Genomic DNA, 18,941 nt, shown 5'->3' on the forward strand with positions numbered 1-18,941 from the left:
TGGGCCCACCCGCGATTTCCGCCGATGCCGCGGGATTAGATTTCCCTGTCAAACGTGCGGGAGATGGCTGTAGACAGGACCAGTCGAGGAAGCCCGGTCACGGGAGGAACGAGCATGGCAGGTCCGGTCCACGGCCCGCAGGGGTCGAAGGCCGCCACGGTGTTGCGCGTCACGAGCGGCAACTTCCTGGAGATGTTCGATTTCTTCCTGTTCGGCATCTACGCGAGCCACATCTCGAAGGCGTTCTTCCCGGCCGGGAACGAGTTCGCCTCCCTGATGCTCACCTTCATGACCTTCGGCGCCGGCTTCCTGATGCGGCCGCTGGGCGCGATCTTCCTCGGCGCCTATGTCGACCGGATCGGCCGGCGCCAGGGCCTCATCGTGACCCTCGGCATCATGGCCGCCGGCACGGTGCTGATCGCCTTCGTGCCGTCCTACCAGACCATCGGCCTCGCGGCGCCGTTCCTGGTGCTGATCGGGCGCCTGCTCCAGGGTTTTTCCGCCGGCGTCGAGCTCGGCGGCGTGTCGGTCTACCTCGCCGAGATGGCGACGCCCGGGCGCAAGGGTTTCTACGTCTCCTGGCAATCCGGCAGCCAGCAGGTCGCCGTGATGGTGGCGGCGCTGATCGGCTACGGCTTGAGCCACGCCCTGATGCCGGCCCAGATGTCCGAGTGGGGCTGGCGCATCCCGTTCTTCATCGGCTGCCTGATCGTGCCGTTCCTGTTCTACATTCGGCGCTCGCTGGAAGAGACCCAGGAATTCCTGCACCGCAAGCACCGCCCGTCGCTGCCCGAGGTCTTCAAGTCCCTGGGCGAGAACTGGAAGGTCGTGCTGCTCGGCATGCTGCTGGTGGTGATGACCACGGTGTCGTTCTACACCATCACGGTCTACACCCCGACCTTCGGCAAGTCCGTGCTCAAGCTGTCCGAGACCGACAGCCTGATCGTCACCTTCTGCACCGCCTTGTCGAACCTGATCTGGCTGCCGGTGATGGGCGCCCTGTCCGACAAGATCGGCCGCAAGCCCATCCTGCTGGTGTTCTCGGCCCTCGCGCTGCTCACCGCCTATCCGGTGCTCGCCTGGCTCACCTCCAACATCTCGTTCACCAACATGCTGATCGCATTGCTGTGGCTGTCCTTCCTGTATGGCAGCTACAACGGCGCGATGGTGGTGGCGCTGACCGAGATCGTCCCGGCCCATGTCCGCACCACCGGCTTCTCGCTCGCCTACTCGCTCGCCACGGCTTTGTTCGGCGGCTTCACCCCAGTCGTCTCGACCTGGCTGATCGAGAGGCTCGACAACAAGGCGGCGCCGGGCCTGTGGATGGCTTTCGCGGGGGCCTGCGGCCTCGCCGCCACCCTGCTGATCTACCGCCGCGGCGCGCCCGCCGCCGCCGGGGTCCCGGGCAATGCCCGCCCGGTAGCCGGCGAGTAGTCGGCCCCTTCTCAGGCCAGGAGCCCGTCGAGGGCGCGGATCACCCGCACCGGTGCGAGACCCGGGTATTCGTCGGGCTGATCCGTCCGGTTGACCCAGACCGGGGCGAAGCCGTAGGCCGCCGCCCCGGCGATGTCCCAGCGGTTCGAGGACACGAAGACGATCCGCTCCCGCGCGACGCCGAGGCGCTCCGGCGCCAGGTCATAGGCGCGGGGAGAGGTCTTGAAGGTGCCGGCGGGATCGACCGACAGCACCGCATCGAGCCGGCTTTCAAGCCCGGCCGCCCGCAAGGCCGCGTCGAGCATGGCGCCGTCGCCGTTCGACAGGATCGCGGTCCTCAATCCGGCGCGGCGCAAGGCGTCCAGCGTGGCGGGCACCTCCGGATAGGCGTCGAGCGACCGGTAGGCCTCGAGGAGATCCGCCCGCAGGCCGCGATCCACTCCCGGATGCAGGGCGAGCGCGACGTCGAGGGCCCGCTCGGTCAGCGTCCAGAACGGCGCGTAGCGCCCGCACAGCGACAGCACCCAGGAATATTCGAGCTGCTTCTGCCGCCAGGTCCCGGACAGCGTCTGGGCCTCCGGGCCGATCGCGGCGGCGTGGCGCTGCACGGCGGAGTGGATGTCGAGCAGGGTACCGTAGGCGTCGAAGACCACGGCATCGGCGCGGTCGAGCGGGGCGGGGAGGGTCATCGCGGGGCCTCGTTGCGTCGGGGACTGGCTGGTGCCCGCCAACGCGCGGGCCGTCGCACCGGGTTCAATGCGGAGTCTCGTCGACTCCACGCGAACGTTCTTCCGATCCGCGACCCATCCTGAGGCTCCCTTCGGTCGCACCTCAGGATGAGGTCCTGGGTAGGCTGAACGGATATCGAGGGCCGCAGAGCCTCACACCCGCCGCAGCCGCACCCCGAACAGCCGCAGGGCCACCAGCAGCGTCGCCGCGTAGGCGACGAGCCCGGCCATCCCCAAGGCCGCCAGCACCGCGAGCTCGCGGAACCGTGGCAGGGACGGCATCACCCGGTCGATCAGCGGCAGGCCGCCGAGCGTGCAGGCGGCGAGCACGATGCAGGCGGCGAGCACCCCGCAGGCGGTGACGATCAGCGTGCGGCTCGGCGCCGTCCAGCCGCGGCCATAGGCGAGGCAGAACAGGATCAGCACGTTGACCCAGACGCCGGCAGCGGTGGCGAGCGCCAGGCCCATCACCCCGAGCGGTCCGGTGAGCACCAGCTTCAGCCCCACATTGACGGCGACCGCGGTGAGCGAGGCGACCACCGGCGTACGGCTGTCCTGGCGGGCGTAGAAGCTCGCCACGATGCTGCGGATCAGCACCGCCGCCGGAAGCGCCAGGCCGTAGGCCGCCAGCACCGCGCCGGAGCGGGCCGCCGCCTCGGCGTCGAAGGCGCCGCGCTGGAACAGGGCGGTCATGATCAGGTCCGGCACCAGCAGGAACGCCACCGCGAAGGGCGCCGAGAGGGCGAGCGAGAAGCCGGTGGCGCGGTTCTGGGCCGCGTGGGCGCCGTCCGCGTCGCCCGCTGCGACCCGCCGGCTCATCTCCGGCAGCAGGACGGTGCCGGCGGCGATGCCGATGACCCCGAAAGGCAGCTGGTAGAGCCGGTCGGCATAGTAGAGCGCCGAGACCGCGCCGGTCGGCAGGAACGAGGCGATGATCGTGTCGGCGAACATCGCGATCTGCACGCCGGCCGAGCCGATCACCGCCGGCCCGAGCATCGCGAAGAAGCGGCGCATGCCGGCGTCGCGCAAGGTGGGCCGCACGAGGGACGGCGCGAGGCCCGCCCGCCGGGCATCGGCCCAGACGAGGAGGAACTGCAGCACTCCCGAGACCGCCACGCCCCAGGCCGCGGCGTAGCCGGCATTCGGGAACAGGAAGGCGAGGCCGAGAGCCGCGAGCAGCGACAGGTTGAGCAGCACCGGCGCGGCCGCCGCGGCGGCGAAGCGCCTGCGGGCGTTGAGAATGCCCGAGAGCAGCGTCACCAGGGTGATGAACAGCAGGTACGGGAAGGTGATGCGGGTCAGCGTCACCGCGAGGGCGAATTTTTCCGGCTCGTCGGCGAAGCCGGGGGCGAGGGCCCGCACGATCGCCGGCATCAGCGGCAGGGCGAGCGCCAGCAGCGCCACCTGGACCAGCAGCATCAGGGTGAAGACCCGGTCGGCGAAGGCCCGCGCCGCGCCGGCCTCCGCGTCGAGGGAGGCGTAGGTCGGCACGAAGGCGACGTTGAAGGCGCCCTCGCCGAAGATGGCCCGAAAGTGGTTCGGCAGCCGGAAGGCCACCACGAAGGCGTCGGCGATCGGACCGGCGCCCATCACGGCCGCCATGACCACGTCGCGCAGGAAGCCGGTGGCCCGGGAGACCAGCGTCCAGCCGCCGACCGAGAGGATGCTGCGAATCATGCGGCGGTCAATAGCACAGGGCTGATGCCGGAAGCGGGACGGGCAAGCCTCACGCGGCGCCGGAATAGCGCGTGCGCCGCTCGCGGCGATCGTCCCGCACCGCCCGGTCGTGGCCCTGCGCCGCCGGGCCGATCCGCTCGGCGACGACGTAGAGCGGGCGCCGTTTCACCTCGGCGAAGATGCGGCCGATATACTCGCCGATGATGCCGAGCGACATCAGCTGCACGCCGGAGAAGAACATCACCGAGACGATCAGCGAGGCGTAGCCCGGCACGTCCGGGCCGCGCAGCAGGGTGTCGGCGACGAAGTAGAGCGCGGTGAGGAAGGCGACGCCCGCGATGGCACCGCCCAGATACGTCCAGACCCGCAGAGGCACGGTGGAGAACGAGGTGATGCCGTCGAAGGCGAAGCGAAAGAGCTTGCGGAAGCTCCATTTCGAGGCGCCGTGCTGGCGCTCCTCGACCTGGTAGGGCACGCCGACCGAGCGGAAGCCGATCCAGGAATACAGCCCCTTCGAGAAGCGGGCCCGCTCGGGCAGCGAGCGCAAGACCTCGACGCCCTTGCGGTCGATGAGGCGGAAATCGCCGGCGCCCTCGGGCAGCGGCATCTCGCCGAAGCGGGCGAAGAGCCGGTAGAACAGCCGGGCGAAGCCGCGCCGCATCGGGCTCTCGTCGTCCCGGTCGGTGCGCTGGGCGTAGACCATCACGTTGCCCTCGCGCCACCGCTCCCAGAAGGTCGCGATCAGCTCGGGCGGGTGCTGCAGGTCGGCATCCATGATGACGACGGCGCGCCCCTCGGCATGGTCGAGACCCGCCGCGATGGCGATCTCCTTGCCGAAGTTGCGGCTGAACGAGACCGCGCCGATGCGCGGCTCGGCGGCATGGTGGGCGGCCACCACCGCGGCGGTGTCGTCGTGGCTGCCGTCGTCGACGAACACCACCTCCCAGGCCGGCGTCAGGCGCTCCAGCACCGGACCCAGGCGGGCCAGCAGCGGGGCGACGTTGGCGCTCTCGTTGAAGACCGGTATGACGACGCTCAGGTCGACCGGCTCGCGGTGTCTGAACAGCTCCACGGCGCTGTCCCTCGTTTCGGTGTCGGTGCGCCGGCGGGGGCCGGCAGCGGGCGGTCACAAGGCCGGTGCGGGCACCGGCGGCTCTTACGCTCGAGATCTACGCGATGCTTCCTGAACGGCACCCGGTCGTGCTCTGCGCCGACGATTACGGCCTGAGCCCGGGCGTCAGCCGGGGCATCCTCCACCTGGCGCGGATCGGCCGCATATCAGCCGCCGGGTCGATGACCAACATCCCGGCCTTCCCGGACGCGGCGCCGGCCTTGCGGGAGCTTCGCGGCTCGGTCGGCCTCGGCCTCCACCTCACCCTCACGACAGGCGCGCCCCTCGGGTCCCTGCCGCGCCTCGCGCCGGGCGGGCGCCTGCCGCCCCTCGGGCGGCTGCTGCGGCTCACGCTGTCGGGCCGGTTGAAGCCCGTGGACGTTCGCCCCGAGATCGAGCGCCAGCTCGACGCCTTCGTGGCGGCGATGGGCCATCCGCCGGATTTCGTCGACGGGCACCAGCACGTCCACGTCCTGCCGGGGGTGCGGGCTGCGCTCCTCGCGGCGCTTCGGGCGCGGGGTTGGCGCGGCTGGCTGCGCGACCCGGGCGACCGCCTCGGCGCGATCCGGGCCCGGCCGCAGGCCCGCAAGGCCCTCGTGGTGGCGGCGCTCGGCCTCGGGTTCGGTGACGCGGCCCGGCGGGCCGGCTTCTCCACCAACCGCGGCTTCTCCGGCTTCTCGGATTTCGCGGAGGGGGAGGGGTTCGGGGAGGCCTTCGAGCGGAGCTTCCGGGCGCTCGGTCCGGCGCCGGTGGTGATGTGCCATCCGGGAGAGATCGACGACGGCTTGCGCGCCCTCGACCCGGCGGTGGCGAGCCGGCCGCTGGAACTGGCTTACCTCGGATCGGAGCGGTTCGGGGCGTTCTTGGAGCAGCAAGGTCTGCGGCTGGTGCCGGAGCCTGAGCATGCTCCGGCGCACGCTCGGACTGCTCGACCGACGTGACGCCTCCACCGTCACCCCGGGGCCGCGCAGCGGAACCCGGCATGACGTTCAGAGAGAGGGAAACCGTCGCCCCTCACATTGCGCCGCGCCCACCGGCATAGAAAAACCCCCTCGCCCGGGAGGGGGTTCTCGAGCGATTATACCGACGCTCCTTCGCACAGACGTGTTCGAAGGCGCTGGCTAAGCCCGAATGGGTTTGCGCCGCAGGCGCCAGGCGCTGATGCGCCGAACGCTGATGCATCGACCTATCGATGCATCAGCGCGATAGTCTTGCTATCCAGCGCCGATCAGGCGATCGCCTCGCCGTACATCTTCTCGACGTGCTCCCAGTTCACCAGGTTCTCGATGAACGCCTTGAGGTAGTCGGGACGGCGGTTGCGGTAGTCGATGTAGTAGGAGTGCTCCCACACGTCGACGCCGAGGATCGGCTTGGCGCCGTGCACCAGCGGGTTCTCGCCGTTGGGGGTCTTCATGATCTCGAGCTTGCCGTTCTTCACGGCGAGCCAGGCCCAGCCGGAGCCGAATTGCGACACGCCGGCCTGGATGAAGTCGGCCTTGAACTTGTCGGTGCCGCCGAGATCCTCGGCGATCTTCTTCTCCAGCGCACCCGGGATCGCGCCGCCGCCATTCGGCTTCATCCACTGCCAGAAGTGGATGTGGTTGTAGTGCTGGCCGGCGTTGTTGAACAGCGGCTGGTTCTGGCCGTAGGAGGCCTTCACCACCTCCTCGACGCTCTTGCCGGCGAGCTCCGAACCCTCGAGGAGCTTGTTGCCGGTGTCGACATACGCCTTGTGGTGCTTGTCGTGGTGGAACTCCAGGGTCTCCTTCGACATGTAGGGCTGCAGCGCGTCGTAGGCGTAGGGGAGTTCGGGCAGCGTGAAGGCCATCGGCGTGTCTCCGGATCGCACGGGTTTGGCGCGGCGGTTCCGGGGAGGCGCCGCCGCGGCACCCGCGTCTACCTAAGTCGGCCCTGCGCCCGCGGCAACGCCGCCGGCCCATCGGGTCTCCGGTCATTCCGATCTTTGCGCGCGGGTCCTTCTCTGCGCGCGGGTCCTGGAGGCCGGGAGACCCGGCCTTCGAGGGGGAAGTGCGAAGACCCCCGAAAATTCAAGCGCGGCGATTTTGCAAAAGCGGCCGGCGCCTTTAAGTCTGGGCCGTCGCGGGCGGGCGGGGCGGCGGCCCCAGACCGCCCGTTCGGCTGCTCAAGCCGCCTGCCTCGTGCCGCCAGTCCGAGAATCCGATGATCGTCGCGTTGTCCGTGCTCGCCCTCCTGATGCTGATCGGCGGTCTCGCCGCGATGATCCAGGGCATCCCCTTCGTGCGGCTCGAGGTCGGCTGGACGATGGTGATCGCCGGGACCGTCGGGGCCAGCGGCGGGGCCGTGCTGCTCGGGATCACCGCCGCGGTCGCCCGGCTCGCGCGCATCGAGCGCGCCCTGGTCGAGCGCGCCTCGACCCCGCAAGCCATTGCGGAGCCTGCCGCGGCCGCGCCCGGCATCGCGCCGGTCCGGGCCGCTCGCAGCGAGCCGGTCCTGCCGCCGATCCCGTTCCCGGCCGCGCCCCCGCTCGCGCACGAGCCGCGCCCGGCGGAGCCGACGGGCCTCGACGGCGGGGCGGCGCTCGCGGCCGGCGCTGCCGTGGCGGCGGCCGGCCTCGCGGCGAGCGAGCTGCGCCTGACCCGGGCCGAGGATCCGGACCTGCCGAGCCATGAGCCGTCGCCGCAGGCACCTTTGCCGCAAGATCCCTCGCTGCAAGATCCTCCGCTGCAAGAGCCCCCGCTGCAGGACCGCCCTCCGCACGAGCCCGCACCGCCCGCCGGGGAAGTCCGGCCGATGGCCGCCGGGATGCGCGAGGACGCGCCGTCCGCCCCTCCGGCCGCGGAGCCTCCGCCTGCCCCCGAGCCGGTCGTCGAGACGTCCGAACGGGAGGAGGCCGCCCGGCCAGAGGAATTCCCGCACCAGGAACCCTCGCGAGGGGACATTCCCCAAGACGACCGTTTCGAGGAGCCGCCCGGCAAGACGGTGATCGGCACCTACGATTCCGGCGGGAATACGTACACGATGTATGCCGACGGCACGATCGATGCCGACACGCCGGCCGGACGTTTCCATTTCGCGTCGATCGAGGAGCTGAAGGTCTTCCGCAGCGCCGGCGGCGAGGGCGCGGCCCGCAGCGCCTGAGCGGGCCCGAGGGCTACGCAGATTTTGCAAAAGTGGTCGCCGGTTTTGCGACAAAGATCTGCGACCGAACAAGAACCTGAGCGGACGAAGCGTTGGCTTGCCAACGCAAGTCTGCTGAGGCCGTCGCGCCATCGTACCGACAGGTCGATGCGAAGGCGCCGCGGTCCTACAGGGCCGCCAGGGGGTTGAGCGCGGCGTTGCGTGCCGGCAGCGGCGCCAGCATGGTCAGGGTGAGGCCGCCGGGCGCGTAGTCGGTGGCGACCTCGGCCTGGACCTGGGCGGTGAGCACCCGTTGCAGCAGGCGCGAGCCGAAGCCCTGACGGGTCGGCGGCGCCACTGCGGGACCGCCGGATTCCCGCCAGTGAAACCGTAGGCGCGGCCGGCCCGGGCCGGGCTCGAGGCGCCAGCGGATCTGCACCCGGCCGGCCCGGTTCGAGAGCGCCCCGTACTTGGCGGCGTTGGTGGTCAGCTCGTGGATCGCCATGCCGATCGGCACCGCGATCTCGGAAGGCAGGTCGACCGCCGGCCCGTCGAGCTCGATGCGACCGCCGGTGCCGGGCCGCATCTCGCCGTCGGCATAGGGGCGCAGCTCGTTCTCCAGGAGCCCGCGCAGGGAGGCGGTCTGCCACACGTCCTCGGTCAGCACCGAATGGGTGTGGGCCAGCGACATGATGCGGCCGACGAAGGCCTCGTAGAAGCTGTCGATGCTCGACGCCGTGCGGGCGGTCGAGCCGACGATCGCCTGCACGGTGGCGAGCGTGTTCTTCACCCGGTGGTGCAGCTCGCGGATCAGCAGCGACTGGCGCTCCTCGGCCAGCCGCCGGTCGGTGATGTCGGCGACGACGCCGATCAGGCGCCGCGGCAGACCGGCCGGTCCGTCGCGCTCGAAGCGGCCGGCCATCTCGATCGTGCGCCAGACCTTCCCGCCGCCCTCGTCCGGGCGTCGGATGCGCGTCGTCGCGTGCAGCACCCCGTCGCCGTGGAGCGCCGCGGCCACCGACCGGCGGAACGACACCTTGTCCTCCGGGTGGACCACCATGCGGAAGAACTCGCGCATGCTGATGGTGCCGTCCTGCGGCCGGCGGCCGAAGATCTCCCACATGCGCTCGTTCTCCCAGAGCGACTGGTCGTCGAGCACATGCCATTCGAAGATGCCGAGGGCCGCCACCGTCGTCGCGACCCGCAGCCTCTGCTCGCGGTCGTGGAGGGCGCGCCGCGCCTCCTCGCGGGCGGTCACGTCCTGGAGCACGCCGATCATGCCGGTGGGTGTCCCGTCGGGTGACAGGGTCGCCTGGCCGCGGGCGGAGATCCAGGCCTCCTGGCCGTCATTCGCCCGGCGGACGCGCATCTCGACCGCGTAGGGGATCGCCTTGGCCACGGCATCCTGCACCGTGGCCCGCATCCGGTCGAGGTCGTCGCGGGCGACCATCTCCTGCAACTCGGCCCAGTTCGGCGTCGCGCCGGCCGGATAGCCCAGGATCGCGGCGGCCCGGTCCGACAGGGTGACGCGATCGTCGTCCGCGCTCCAGCTCCATTCGCCGAGGCCGGCGGAGGCGAGCGCCAGATGGGTCTGCTCGGCCCGGGCGGCGGCCCCGTCCGCGACGGCCTCGACCGCGACGGTCCGGCACCCGTCCCGTTCCGGCCCTGCCCGGAGCCGCACCCGGACCGGCGACCCGTCGGCCCGGCGCCACCAGGTCTCGCCCGCGCGGTCCCGGGTCACGGAACCCTGCGGATGGTCGAGGTCGGCGAGGCACCGGCCGACCAGGGCGCCCGCATCCGTGCCGAGCAGCGCAGCCAGGGCCGGGTTGGCGGCGAGGATGCGCTGGTCCGGCCCGCTCAGGCAGGCCAAGCCGACCGGCGCGCCCTCGAAGGCGAAACGGGGGAAAAGCTCGTCCGGTCGGCCGGCGGCGGCGTCGGGCCTCTGGTCCAATGCGGCGCAATCCTGGTGAACGGGGTGACGGAGGACGGGGCTCCCGCTTCCCCGCGCGACGTCCCGAGCCGACATGCCCCGCCCGGCCCGGCTTGGCGGTTCCGCGGGAAAACCATGCCTCTCCGCGCGTCCGGCGGCAAGGTCGCCCGTCCGCGCCCCGCGCGCGGTGCGCCGGGGCACGTCCTGGACGGGATGGCGCGAGCCCCGGCCTCAGCGGGCCGGCATATAGCGGATGGCCGCGATCAGGATGCCGCCGAGCGCCACCAGCATGGCGCCGAGCTTGATCGTCATCCGCTGCTCGAGAAGCTTCATCTCCGACCGGACGGCGGCGAATTCCGTCTTCATTTCCGACCGGACGGTGGCGAACTCGTTCCTGGTCTCGACCTTGAAGGCCGCAAACTCGGCCCTGGTCTCGGATTGGAAGGCTGCGATCTCGGACCGGACGGCCACGAACTCGGCCTTGACCGACGCTTCGAGGCTCTGCAGGTCGGCGCGGGTCGGCAGGCCGCCCTGGACGGCCTCGGCGAACACCTCGGACAGGCCCTCGGCCTGCTCGGTGGAGAGGTGGGCCCGCTCCCGGAGGGCGCGGGCGAATTTCAGGGTGTCGAAGGCGACCGCGGTCATGGCCTCCAGCCTAGCATGCGTCGGGGTGACGCGACAGGAGCCCGCAGGTTGTCCTCTGCGCCCCTACACCCGCTCGAAGGTCAGGTAGGTCGGCTTTCGCCCCTCGGCGGTGGTCTTGGCCTCGTAGCGGGTGCCGGGCCATTCCGGCCAGGGCGTGGTCCAGTCGGCGGAGCGCGTCGCGGTCCAGCGCAAGGATGGGCAGCGGGCGGCGCGGACCAGGGTCCAGCCGACGTAGTCGTCGATGTCGGAGGCGAAGCGGAACTCGCCGCCGGGCACGAGCACCCGGGCGATCTCGCTCAAGGCTTCGGCCGAGACGAAGCGGCGCTTGCGCTGCCGGCGCTTCGGCCAGGGGTCGGGATAGAGCAGGAACACGCGCCCGATGCTGGCATCGGGCAGGCGCGGCAGCAGCTCCATCGCGTCCCGGTCCCAGAGGCGGACGGTGTCGATCGCCTCGTCGTCGAGGGTGCGCAGCAGCTTCACCACGCCGTTGACGAAGGGCTCGCAGCCGATGATGCCGGTGCCGGGATTGAGCCGGGCCTGCGCGGCGAGGTGCTCACCGCCGCCGAAGCCGATCTCGAGCCAGGTCTCGGCGACCGGGCGGGGAAAGACGGAAGCCGGATCGAGGCGGCCGCTCTCGGGCAGGCGCAGGCGAGGCAGCAGGCCGGCCAGGCGTTCCTCCTGGCCGGGGCGCAGGCGCTTGCCCTTGCGCCGGCCGTAGAAGGCGCGGGCCCGCTCGGGCCCTGCGTCGGTGTCGTGGTCGTCCATGATGTCCCGGTGCGAAGAGGGGCGTGTTCGCGTCCCGTTAGCACCGGGGCACGGGATCAGGCCAGGGCGCTCTTGAGCTGGCCGACGAGGTCGGTCCGCTCCCACGAGAAGCCGCCATCCGCGTCCGGCTCGCGGCCGAAATGGCCGTAGGCCGAGGTGCGGGCGTAGATCGGCTTGTTGAGGCCGAGATGGGTGCGGATGCCGCGGGGCGACAGGTCGACGAGCTGGCCGAGGACCGCCTCGAGCTTCGCCTCGTCCACCTCGCCGGTGCCGTGCAGGTCGACGTAGATCGACAGCGGCTTGGCGACGCCGATGGCGTAGGCGAGCTGGATCGTGGCCTTGCGGGCGAGGCCGGCGGCGACGACGTTCTTGGCGAGGTAGCGGGCCGCGTAGGCCGCCGAGCGGTCGACCTTGGTCGGGTCCTTGCCCGAGAAGGCGCCGCCGCCGTGGGGCGCCGCGCCACCGTAGGTGTCGACGATGATCTTGCGCCCGGTGAGACCGCAATCGCCGTCGGGGCCGCCGATCACGAACTTGCCGGTCGGGTTGACGTGCCACACCGTCTGGTCGGTGACCCAGGACTCGGGCAGAGCCGCCCGGATGTAGGGCTCGACGATCTCGCGCACGGCCGCAGAGTCGAGCGACTCGTCGAGGTGCTGGGTCGAGAGCACGATCTGGGTCGCCTCGACCGGGCGGCCGTCGACGTAGCGCACGGTCACCTGGCTCTTGGCGTCCGGCCCGAGCTTGGCGGCCGCGCCGACCTTGCCCTTGCGGGCATCGGCCAGATCCTTGAGGATCTTGTGGGCGTAGTAGATCGGCGCCGGCATCAGGGCGGGCGTCTCGTCGGACGCGTAGCCGAACATGATGCCCTGGTCGCCCGCGCCCTCGTCCTTGTTGCCCGCGGCGTCGACGCCGACGGCGATGTCGGCGGACTGGGCGTGCAGGTGGATGGCGACGTCGTTGTTCTTCCAGTGGAAGCCGTCCTGCTCGTAGCCGATGTCCTTGACGGCTTCGCGGGTCAGCTCCTCGAGGTTCTTGAAGGTGACCGAATCGGGGCCGCGCACCTCGCCCGCGATCACGATGCGGTTGGTGGTCGCCAGGGTCTCGACGCCGAGGCGGGCCTCCGGCATCACGGCGAGATAGGCATCGACCACGGTGTCGGAGATGCGGTCGCAGACCTTGTCCGGATGACCTTCGGACACCGACTCGCTGGTGAACAGGTAGTTGGAACGCGGCATAGCTTGCGAAGCCCCCAGGATCCCGTCGAGCGCGGCACACCGGCCGAGGTTGCCCGACACTTCGATGGCGGGGTTCTGGCAGCCGGAATCCCGAACGTCAATCTGAAGGACCGGAGTCGTTCGCTTTATCGAACGATTGTTGCCCGGAGAGCGCATGGTCGACGGCGCGCACGAGACTGCCCAGCGCCTGGCGGCGATCCTCGTCGAGATGGGTGTCGGCGGCCCGCGCCACGGCCTCGGCGAAGCCGGTCCAGCCCGACAGCGCCTCCAGCCGCGCCTGCGGCCGGTCGCTCAGCCCCGGCTGCGGCAGGTCCCGGCCCGGCATGCCCTCGAAGAAGAAGCCCACCGGCACGCCGAGGACCCGCGCGAGCGTGTCGAGGTCGGTCGCGCTCAGGCGGTTGGCGCCCTTCAGGTATTTGCCGAGTTGCGAGAGCGAGACCTCGAGAGGGCCGGCCAGGGCCTCCCGGCTGAGGCCGGCGCGCAGGCGCCGCTCCTCGATGAGGCTGCCGATATGGACGTCCCGTTGGTCCGCAGGTTTCCCGGCCATCTCCCGGCTCGCAGGTCTGCCCGCGCGTCGCGCCGCGGCGTGGAAGGCGACGGGGGATTGTTGATTCCCGATGGTTGACATCACGTAAATGCCCGCGCTTTGGGCGAACGCTTCATTCGTCATAGCGGATGACGCAGCGTGCGCCGGACCGCGCGGCACCGCCGGTCTCGTCACTGCCGCTGCGGGTCCCACCCGGCCTTAACGAATGGTCGGGAAAGTGGACCGTGTTCGCTCCTGCGCTCCTGCCGGAGTCGATCCCGCTTGCCGATCCACCGCGCCGATGCTGCCTCTGCCGGACATCACGACCCTGCGCCTGTGCAGCGTCCTCGCCACCAGCGCCTTCGCGGCGGTGTTCCTGGTACTGTGTGCCGGACGCCGGGGCGAGACGCATTGGCCATGCTGGGCGGCGAGCGCCGGCGGCTACGCAGTGATCCTGATCTGCTTTTCCGTGGACTCTCACCCCCTCGTGACGGCCGCGCTCTTTGCCGCTCTGGGTGCGACCATCACGCTCCTTCTCGACGGCGTCCGGCGATTCGAGGTGGGGCGCGGGGTCCCGCTCCGGCTCTGGGCCCTGGGGCTCTCGCCGGGCCTCGCCTATGCCCTGCCGCTCCTGTTCCTCGGCCTGTCTCCCGGCGATGCCGGGGCGTGGCCCTGCCGGCTGCTCGGCACGGCGCTGACCGCCGTCAACACCGCCATCGTCGGCGGCCTCCTGTTCCTCGGCCGCTCCCACGCCCCGAGCCTGGGGCGGCGCATCGCCGCGGTGGCCCTGTTCGGCTACCTTCCCTCCTACGCGGCGGGCCTCTTCTTCGAGGCGACGGGGATCGGCTCGATCAAGCTCGCCGCCCTGTTGCCGATGCTCTCCGACCAGCTCCTGCTCGGGGTCCTCTATCTCGGTCTCCTGGCGATGCCGGGTGAGCGGGCGCAGGCGCGGCTGCGCCTCCTCGCGGAGCGGGATCCGTTGACCGGCGCCCTGAACCGGGCCGGGCTCGCGGCGCGCCTGCCGGGCGCCCCGCCGGTCGGCACGGCGGTGATCCTGATCGACGTCGACCACTTCAAGACGCTCAATGACGGCCATGGCCATGCCGTCGGCGACGCGGTGCTCAAGGCGCTGGTGGCTGCCGTCACGGCTCGGCTGCCCTCGTCGCGCGACCTCGTGGTCCGGCTCGGCGGCGACGAGTTCGCGATCGTTCTGCGCGGCACGGCGCTGCCGCAGGCGCAGGCTCTCGCCGAGGGGGTGAGGGCGGCGTCCCGTGCGGTGCCGGGTCTCCCCGACTGGACGGTGAGCCTCGGTGTGGCCATGAGTCGCCCGGAGGATCGCGCGCTCGCAGAGACGATGGCGCGGGCTGACGCTGCCCTCTACCATGCCAAGCAGACGGGCCGGGACAGGGCCGCGTGAGGATCGTGGTGTCCCGTCCGGGTCCTCTCGTCGGTCCTGCAACGGTGCCGCGCATTTAGGGCGATGCTCTCGACCACCGACATTTTCCTGCGCCTCGGCGCCGCGGTTCTCGCCGGGGGCCTGGTCGGCATCAACCGCGAGATGCACGCGAAGCCTGTCGGCGTGCGGACCCTGGGCCTGGTGGCCCTCGGCGCGGCCCTGGTGACCATGGCCGGGGCCGGCTTCTCCGGCGAGGACACCGACGCGAATGCCAGCCGGGCGATCCAGGGGACCATCACGGGGATCGGCTTCCTCGGCGCCGGCGTGATCCTGAAGGGCGCCGGCAACCGGGTCCACGGCCTCACCACCGCCGCGGCGATCTGGGTCACGGCAGCGCTCGGCATCGTCTGCGGCCTCGGAGCCTATCGCCCGCTGGCGCTCGGCACGGGCTTCTTCCTCGCGATCCTGCTGGTCGGCGGCATCATCGACCGGGCCATCGAGGAACGGCTGAACAGGCGCAAGGGCGGCAGGCCGCCAGGGGATGCCGACGCCGATGCCGGATGAGGGCGCCGGCCCGGCCGCGCCTGCGCCCAAGGCCTGCGGTCAGCCGCTCGGCTTCTGCAGGGTGCGGCTCAGGTCGATCAGCTCGCGCTGCACCTGCCTGTCGATGTCGGCCGGCCCGTCGCCGGCGATCGCCAGCACGATGCGCTGGCGAGCCGCTTCGAGGAAGGCGGTGGCGTAACGCCGGTCGCCCCTCAGATACAGCGATCCGAGCTTCTTCTCCCGCCAGACGATCGCGATGATGAACTCGCCCGGTGCGACCTCCTCCAGGTCGACCTGGAGGTGAGAGGCCTGGGGCGGGATACCGTCTTGCACCATGATGCCGGGATCGATCGCGGGAGAAGGGGCCGGCCGAAGCCGGTCGAGCGTCGCAGCCCATACCGCGAAATCGGGTCGCCGGGTACCGCGATCTCGCGACGCGACCCCATCGTACCTCCGGCCCACCCGACGCCTCGGACGGACCGGCCCGCCTCCCGGCAAAAAAGAAGCCGCCCTCGCGAGCGGCCTCAGTCAGGGAGGAAACGCCCAAGGAGGGCAGCAGCACCACGGGCGTCCCGGGATGCTGCACTGCAACAACTCATGCTGCGCTGCATCGTTCCGAATTCATTTTGGAAAGGTGAGGCGTCCGCAAAGGGTTCGGACCGGGGCGGACGCCTCATCGCCGAGGAGATCGCGAGATGAGAGCGTCTCGCCTCGGACCAATGCGTGCCCGCCAGGACCGTTCCCGCCCCCTCCATAGAACTCATGGGGAGTATGTGCGTTGGCCCCTGGCGGCGACAGGAGACGGACGTGCCATGGCTCTACCGAGCGACAAGCCCGAGCGCACCACGAACCGCGTGCGGCCCGCTTTGCTGGGGTTGGCGCTCATCGCGCTGGTGATCGCCCTCGTCGGCTATGCAGCCCTGTTCACGCCACATTGACGGCGAGGTCATGCATCGACGGAGGTGACGATGTCCCGTGAGGACCAGAGACAGGGGGGCCGGAGGCCGGCCGATGAAAGGCCCGTCGTCCAGCCGTCGCGCGGGGCGGACCCGACCGCGATCGGACCGCCTCCGGCCGGGGCCGAGATCGCTCCGGACGGTGCGGTCACGTCCGACCTGCCGGATGCCGCGCGACAGGACGAGGGCGCGCGGCCGGACGGGGGAGGAGGGAGCTGACGGGCTGCCCGGCGGGCAGATCTCGGGGACGGGGCCGGCTGGCCGAGCGGCCTTCGCCTCCGCCGGCCGAGGTCGCCGGACCTGCGCCGGCGAGCACGATCACCGCGGCACTGAGCACGGAGGTTCTTCGCGTGGGAACGTCCTCCGGTTCCGAGGGGCCCCGGCACGAGGCGCGGTCGATGGCGCCGAAGGCAAGATCTGTCGATCGGCTCGAGTCGATCCGATGATGCGCGTCGGCGCGAGGCCGGAACAGCGAGAAGCCCTCTTCTCGCGGTGCGAAATCTCCGCGCTCGCGGGGTGGCGGGCCGCGTCGGCGATACGACCCGTCGCCGAATGTCCGGCAGGAAGAATGGGGAACGGCCAGAGATCGTCGTGAGTTGGGAGGCATCAATGAAAGGCGGCCAAGAATGGATATCTGGCGACTGATTGACCGCGACCATGCGAACATCACTCAGCTCATCCGCGAGATCCCGAACGCGCTCAACGGTCCCGGTGTGGTGAGAAGCCGGGAGCGGCTACTGTCCGATCTCATCGACGAGCTGCACGTCCATGCCGTTGCGGTAGATGCCGGCCTGATGACTTTGCTCGAGCGGCATGAGGAGGGCCGGGCCTTGGTCGGCGAGCTGCGGCGCGAGCACCGGCAGGCCGCGGCGCAGCTCGATGCGCTCGCGCAGTCGAACCCCGGCCGGGTGGCCGGCTGGCTCGACCGGTTCGAGGACGTGACCTACCTGGTGGACCAGCACCTGCACCGGCACGGCCACGAGCTCCTGCCCCTGGCCCGCCGTCTCCTCTCGGACCAGGACATCGACGAGGCGACGACGGCGTTCGTCCGCGCGAAGGGGCGGGCGCTGCGCGCCGACGGGCGGGGCCCGGGCGCCGCGGCCGGATCGGGCGAGCTCGCCCTCGCGGTGACCGTCGGCCTCGTCGCGGCCGGCGCCGCGTGGCTGGCCTGGCGTTCCGGTCTTCTGCGGGGCGCCGCAGGGGCTGAGCGCGGACGCGACGATCACGACCTGAGCCGAGGGCAGCCCCGGTCCGATCGCGCCGCGAGTTCCGCGCCCGGCCAGCGCGTGCCCGGAGAAAACCTGCGCGCGCGGCAGGACCGTCTGCTGGACGAGGCGATCGAGGAGACGTTTCCCGCGAGCGACCCGATCTCGCCGAAGAGGATCACCCGCTGACGCATCGGGTCGATCGCCGCGCGGTCGGACGAGGCACGACGACCCGCAGGTCGTCGTGCCGCAGGGCGCGGGCGATCTCGCCCCGAACTTCGTCCTGCGACGGACGTCGTCGCAGGACACCCGATCAAGCCGAGGGCCATGGCCATGAGCTACGACACCGACGTTCCCCCACACCTGTCGGCGCAGCGCGCCGACGAACCGGCACCGGTCGATGCCCCGAAGCCCAACACGGCGATGCTCAAGGGCGACATCGATTCCGGTCGCAGCGGCGACAAGGTCGAGGTGTTCGATCCCGGCATGGCGATGCTCGGGACCTGCGAGGAGGCGGGCGGCAACGCCCTGTCGCCGAAGGATATCGCCCGGGCCCGCTTCGCCGAGATCAAGGAGCGCTGGCGCCTGTCTCCCCGCAAGCCGGGCTATGCCCACCGGCACGTCGATCCGACGCTGGCCCTGTATGTCGGGTTCATCGGCGCTGCCGGGTTGGGCCTCTCCGCCGCGATCTGGTTCGTCAGAGCCGCCATGTGAGTTCCATGCCCAGGCGCGCCTCCGCCCGATCCGCGAGGCCGGATGACGCAGGACCGTGACCGGCCTTGCGGCGGGGGCGAGGTCAGGCCCGCCGGAGCGCCAGGGCCGCGCGGAACGGCGCCGCCAGGAGCGTGAACAGGGCGCCGACCGTCAGGACGAGGACGACGGAGAGGAGGGCCCCGAAGATGCCGATGAAACGCATGCCGCCTCGCAGATCGATGTCGGGCCGCATCGGCGGCCGGGTCGGAGGGCAGGAGGCGCCGCAAAGAAGGCGGGAGTGAGGACTCGCCGTCACGCTCAAGCTTGAATCGCCGGACCCGCGACGATCGGCTCGCATTCCCGCTCCGGCTGTGGGTAACGCCTTCGGATCCTCGCCTCGGAGGATGCCCCGCAAGGGAGGCCCGGCCAGGACCGCATCGTTGCGCCGATGGCCGTCTCCGCAGGCTCGGAGGGCCCGACGGGCAGGGCGGATCCGGGTGATCGCATCCGGATGCACGAAGCGGCCATGCAGGCTCCCGCGGCCGCCGTCACCACGATGACCATCGCCGAACGACAATCCATCCATCGTCGGGGTCGGGCAGCCATGTCGCGACACGCAGAACGCCCGCCGGAGGGTTGGGACCTCGGCGGGCGCGCCACTCTGTGGATTGGGGAATCCGCTGCTGGTCCGAGAACGTGCCGGCGGCGGCGATGGTTCCTGAGCGGCCGGGCGGGCCTGGGAGAGCCGACGCTTCGGCCGGATGCGGTCCGGATAGGCGGGGAGAAGCCGTGATGGAGCGGCGAGGGGGCGGGGTCCACGCGGGCGGCGGCCTGCCCGCGACCGGAAGGAACCAGTGCGGCAGCCGGAACCGGGTCGGTTGACGGCGGGAGGCTGATGCGACCGGCACGCCTGATGAGATTTCCGGCCAGCGCAACGGCTTGGCGAGGTGTGGCGTCCCCGGCAGGGCTCGAACCTGCGACCCCAGGTTTCATACCAC

At 71.2% G+C, this 18,941-nt stretch carries 18 protein-coding genes; 8 read left to right on the top strand and 10 right to left on the bottom strand.

Annotation, left to right across the window (positions count from 1 at the left end; all coding sequences use genetic code 11):
- The first annotated feature begins 114 nt into the window (after nucleotides 1-114).
- Nucleotides 115-1,434, top strand: coding sequence for an MFS transporter (gene tcuC / locus VQ03_RS04925; RefSeq protein WP_048449752.1), 1,320 nt, complete (start codon nucleotides 115-117; stop codon nucleotides 1,432-1,434).
- An 11-nt stretch (nucleotides 1,435-1,445) separates the two neighbouring features.
- On the opposite strand, the gene VQ03_RS04930 is transcribed toward tcuC, so the two are convergent.
- The 3 genes from VQ03_RS04930 to VQ03_RS04940 all read right to left on the bottom strand — a co-directional run bounded on the left by VQ03_RS04930 (nucleotide 1,446) and on the right by VQ03_RS04940 (nucleotide 4,911).
- Nucleotides 1,446-2,123 carry a haloacid dehalogenase type II gene (locus VQ03_RS04930; RefSeq protein WP_048449753.1) on the bottom strand — a complete coding sequence of 226 codons (678 nt, stop codon included), beginning with the start codon at nucleotides 2,121-2,123 and terminating at the stop codon, nucleotides 1,446-1,448.
- A 192-nt stretch (nucleotides 2,124-2,315) separates the two neighbouring features.
- Nucleotides 2,316-3,839: a murein biosynthesis integral membrane protein MurJ gene (gene murJ / locus VQ03_RS04935; protein ID WP_048449754.1), complete on the bottom strand. Its 1,524-nt coding sequence runs from the start codon at nucleotides 3,837-3,839 to the stop codon at nucleotides 2,316-2,318.
- A 49-nt stretch (nucleotides 3,840-3,888) separates the two neighbouring features.
- Nucleotides 3,889-4,911, bottom strand: coding sequence for a glycosyltransferase family 2 protein (locus tag VQ03_RS04940; RefSeq protein ID WP_048449755.1), 1,023 nt, complete (start codon nucleotides 4,909-4,911; stop codon nucleotides 3,889-3,891).
- Nucleotides 4,912-5,015: 104 nt separating this feature from the next.
- Between VQ03_RS04940 and VQ03_RS04945 the strand changes: the two genes are divergently transcribed.
- Entirely contained in the window at nucleotides 5,016-5,891 is an 876-nt protein-coding gene (locus VQ03_RS04945) for a ChbG/HpnK family deacetylase (RefSeq protein WP_048449756.1), read from the top strand.
- A 287-nt stretch (nucleotides 5,892-6,178) separates the two neighbouring features.
- On the opposite strand, the gene VQ03_RS04950 is transcribed toward VQ03_RS04945, so the two are convergent.
- The gene (locus VQ03_RS04950) at nucleotides 6,179-6,778 is read right to left on the bottom strand and encodes a superoxide dismutase (protein ID WP_048429540.1); all 600 of its coding nucleotides are present in this window, start codon (nucleotides 6,776-6,778) and stop codon (nucleotides 6,179-6,181) included.
- A gap of 353 nt (nucleotides 6,779-7,131) precedes the next feature.
- Here VQ03_RS04950 and VQ03_RS04955 point away from each other — a divergent pair, with 353 nt between their 5' ends.
- Nucleotides 7,132-8,070 (top strand): hypothetical protein, encoded by a 939-nt coding sequence (locus VQ03_RS04955; protein WP_048449757.1) that lies wholly within the window; start codon nucleotides 7,132-7,134, stop codon nucleotides 8,068-8,070.
- Between the two features lie 166 nt (nucleotides 8,071-8,236).
- On the opposite strand, the gene VQ03_RS04960 is transcribed toward VQ03_RS04955, so the two are convergent.
- The 5 genes from VQ03_RS04960 to VQ03_RS04980 all read right to left on the bottom strand — a co-directional run bounded on the left by VQ03_RS04960 (nucleotide 8,237) and on the right by VQ03_RS04980 (nucleotide 13,294).
- The gene (locus tag VQ03_RS04960; RefSeq protein WP_048449758.1) at nucleotides 8,237-10,000 is read right to left on the bottom strand and encodes a sensor histidine kinase; all 1,764 of its coding nucleotides are present in this window, start codon (nucleotides 9,998-10,000) and stop codon (nucleotides 8,237-8,239) included.
- A 210-nt stretch (nucleotides 10,001-10,210) separates the two neighbouring features.
- The gene (locus tag VQ03_RS32740; RefSeq protein ID WP_157063966.1) at nucleotides 10,211-10,624 is read right to left on the bottom strand and encodes a DUF1640 domain-containing protein; all 414 of its coding nucleotides are present in this window, start codon (nucleotides 10,622-10,624) and stop codon (nucleotides 10,211-10,213) included.
- A gap of 63 nt (nucleotides 10,625-10,687) precedes the next feature.
- The gene (trmB, locus tag VQ03_RS04970; protein ID WP_048449759.1) at nucleotides 10,688-11,389 is read right to left on the bottom strand and encodes a tRNA (guanine(46)-N(7))-methyltransferase TrmB; all 702 of its coding nucleotides are present in this window, start codon (nucleotides 11,387-11,389) and stop codon (nucleotides 10,688-10,690) included.
- 56 nt (nucleotides 11,390-11,445) lie between these two features.
- Complete coding sequence (gene metK / locus VQ03_RS04975) at nucleotides 11,446-12,624, bottom strand: methionine adenosyltransferase (RefSeq protein ID WP_048449760.1); 1,179 nt, start codon at nucleotides 12,622-12,624, stop codon at nucleotides 11,446-11,448.
- A 97-nt stretch (nucleotides 12,625-12,721) separates the two neighbouring features.
- A complete protein-coding gene (locus VQ03_RS04980; RefSeq protein ID WP_245291969.1) occupies nucleotides 12,722-13,294 on the bottom strand; it encodes a helix-turn-helix domain-containing protein in 573 nt (190 codons plus the stop codon).
- A gap of 157 nt (nucleotides 13,295-13,451) precedes the next feature.
- Between VQ03_RS04980 and VQ03_RS04985 the strand changes: the two genes are divergently transcribed.
- Together VQ03_RS04985 and VQ03_RS04990 are read left to right on the top strand one after the other, a co-directional pair.
- On the top strand, nucleotides 13,452-14,567 hold the full coding sequence (locus VQ03_RS04985) for a GGDEF domain-containing protein (protein WP_053078413.1): 1,116 nt from the start codon (nucleotides 13,452-13,454) through the stop codon (nucleotides 14,565-14,567).
- A gap of 63 nt (nucleotides 14,568-14,630) precedes the next feature.
- Nucleotides 14,631-15,110, top strand: a complete 480-nt coding sequence (locus VQ03_RS04990) for an MgtC/SapB family protein (protein WP_048449762.1) — start codon at nucleotides 14,631-14,633, stop codon at nucleotides 15,108-15,110.
- A 39-nt stretch (nucleotides 15,111-15,149) separates the two neighbouring features.
- Here the strand turns inward: VQ03_RS04990 and VQ03_RS04995 are convergent, their stop codons facing one another.
- On the bottom strand, nucleotides 15,150-15,425 hold the full coding sequence (locus tag VQ03_RS04995) for a hypothetical protein (RefSeq protein WP_048449763.1): 276 nt from the start codon (nucleotides 15,423-15,425) through the stop codon (nucleotides 15,150-15,152).
- A gap of 476 nt (nucleotides 15,426-15,901) precedes the next feature.
- Between VQ03_RS04995 and VQ03_RS34970 the strand changes: the two genes are divergently transcribed.
- The 3 genes from VQ03_RS34970 (at nucleotide 15,902) to VQ03_RS05005 (ending at nucleotide 17,964) form a co-directional block, all read left to right on the top strand.
- Nucleotides 15,902-16,027 carry a hypothetical protein gene (locus tag VQ03_RS34970; protein ID WP_280948439.1) on the top strand — a complete coding sequence of 42 codons (126 nt, stop codon included), beginning with the start codon at nucleotides 15,902-15,904 and terminating at the stop codon, nucleotides 16,025-16,027.
- A gap of 644 nt (nucleotides 16,028-16,671) precedes the next feature.
- Nucleotides 16,672-17,439, top strand: coding sequence for a hemerythrin domain-containing protein (locus tag VQ03_RS05000; RefSeq protein ID WP_048449764.1), 768 nt, complete (start codon nucleotides 16,672-16,674; stop codon nucleotides 17,437-17,439).
- 144 nt (nucleotides 17,440-17,583) lie between these two features.
- Nucleotides 17,584-17,964, top strand: coding sequence for a hypothetical protein (locus tag VQ03_RS05005; protein ID WP_048449781.1), 381 nt, complete (start codon nucleotides 17,584-17,586; stop codon nucleotides 17,962-17,964).
- Nucleotides 17,965-18,941 lie beyond the last annotated feature (977 nt).

Origin of the sequence: Methylobacterium tarhaniae, assembly GCF_001043955.1 — a bacterium.
GTDB lineage: Bacteria > Pseudomonadota > Alphaproteobacteria > Rhizobiales > Beijerinckiaceae > Methylobacterium > Methylobacterium tarhaniae.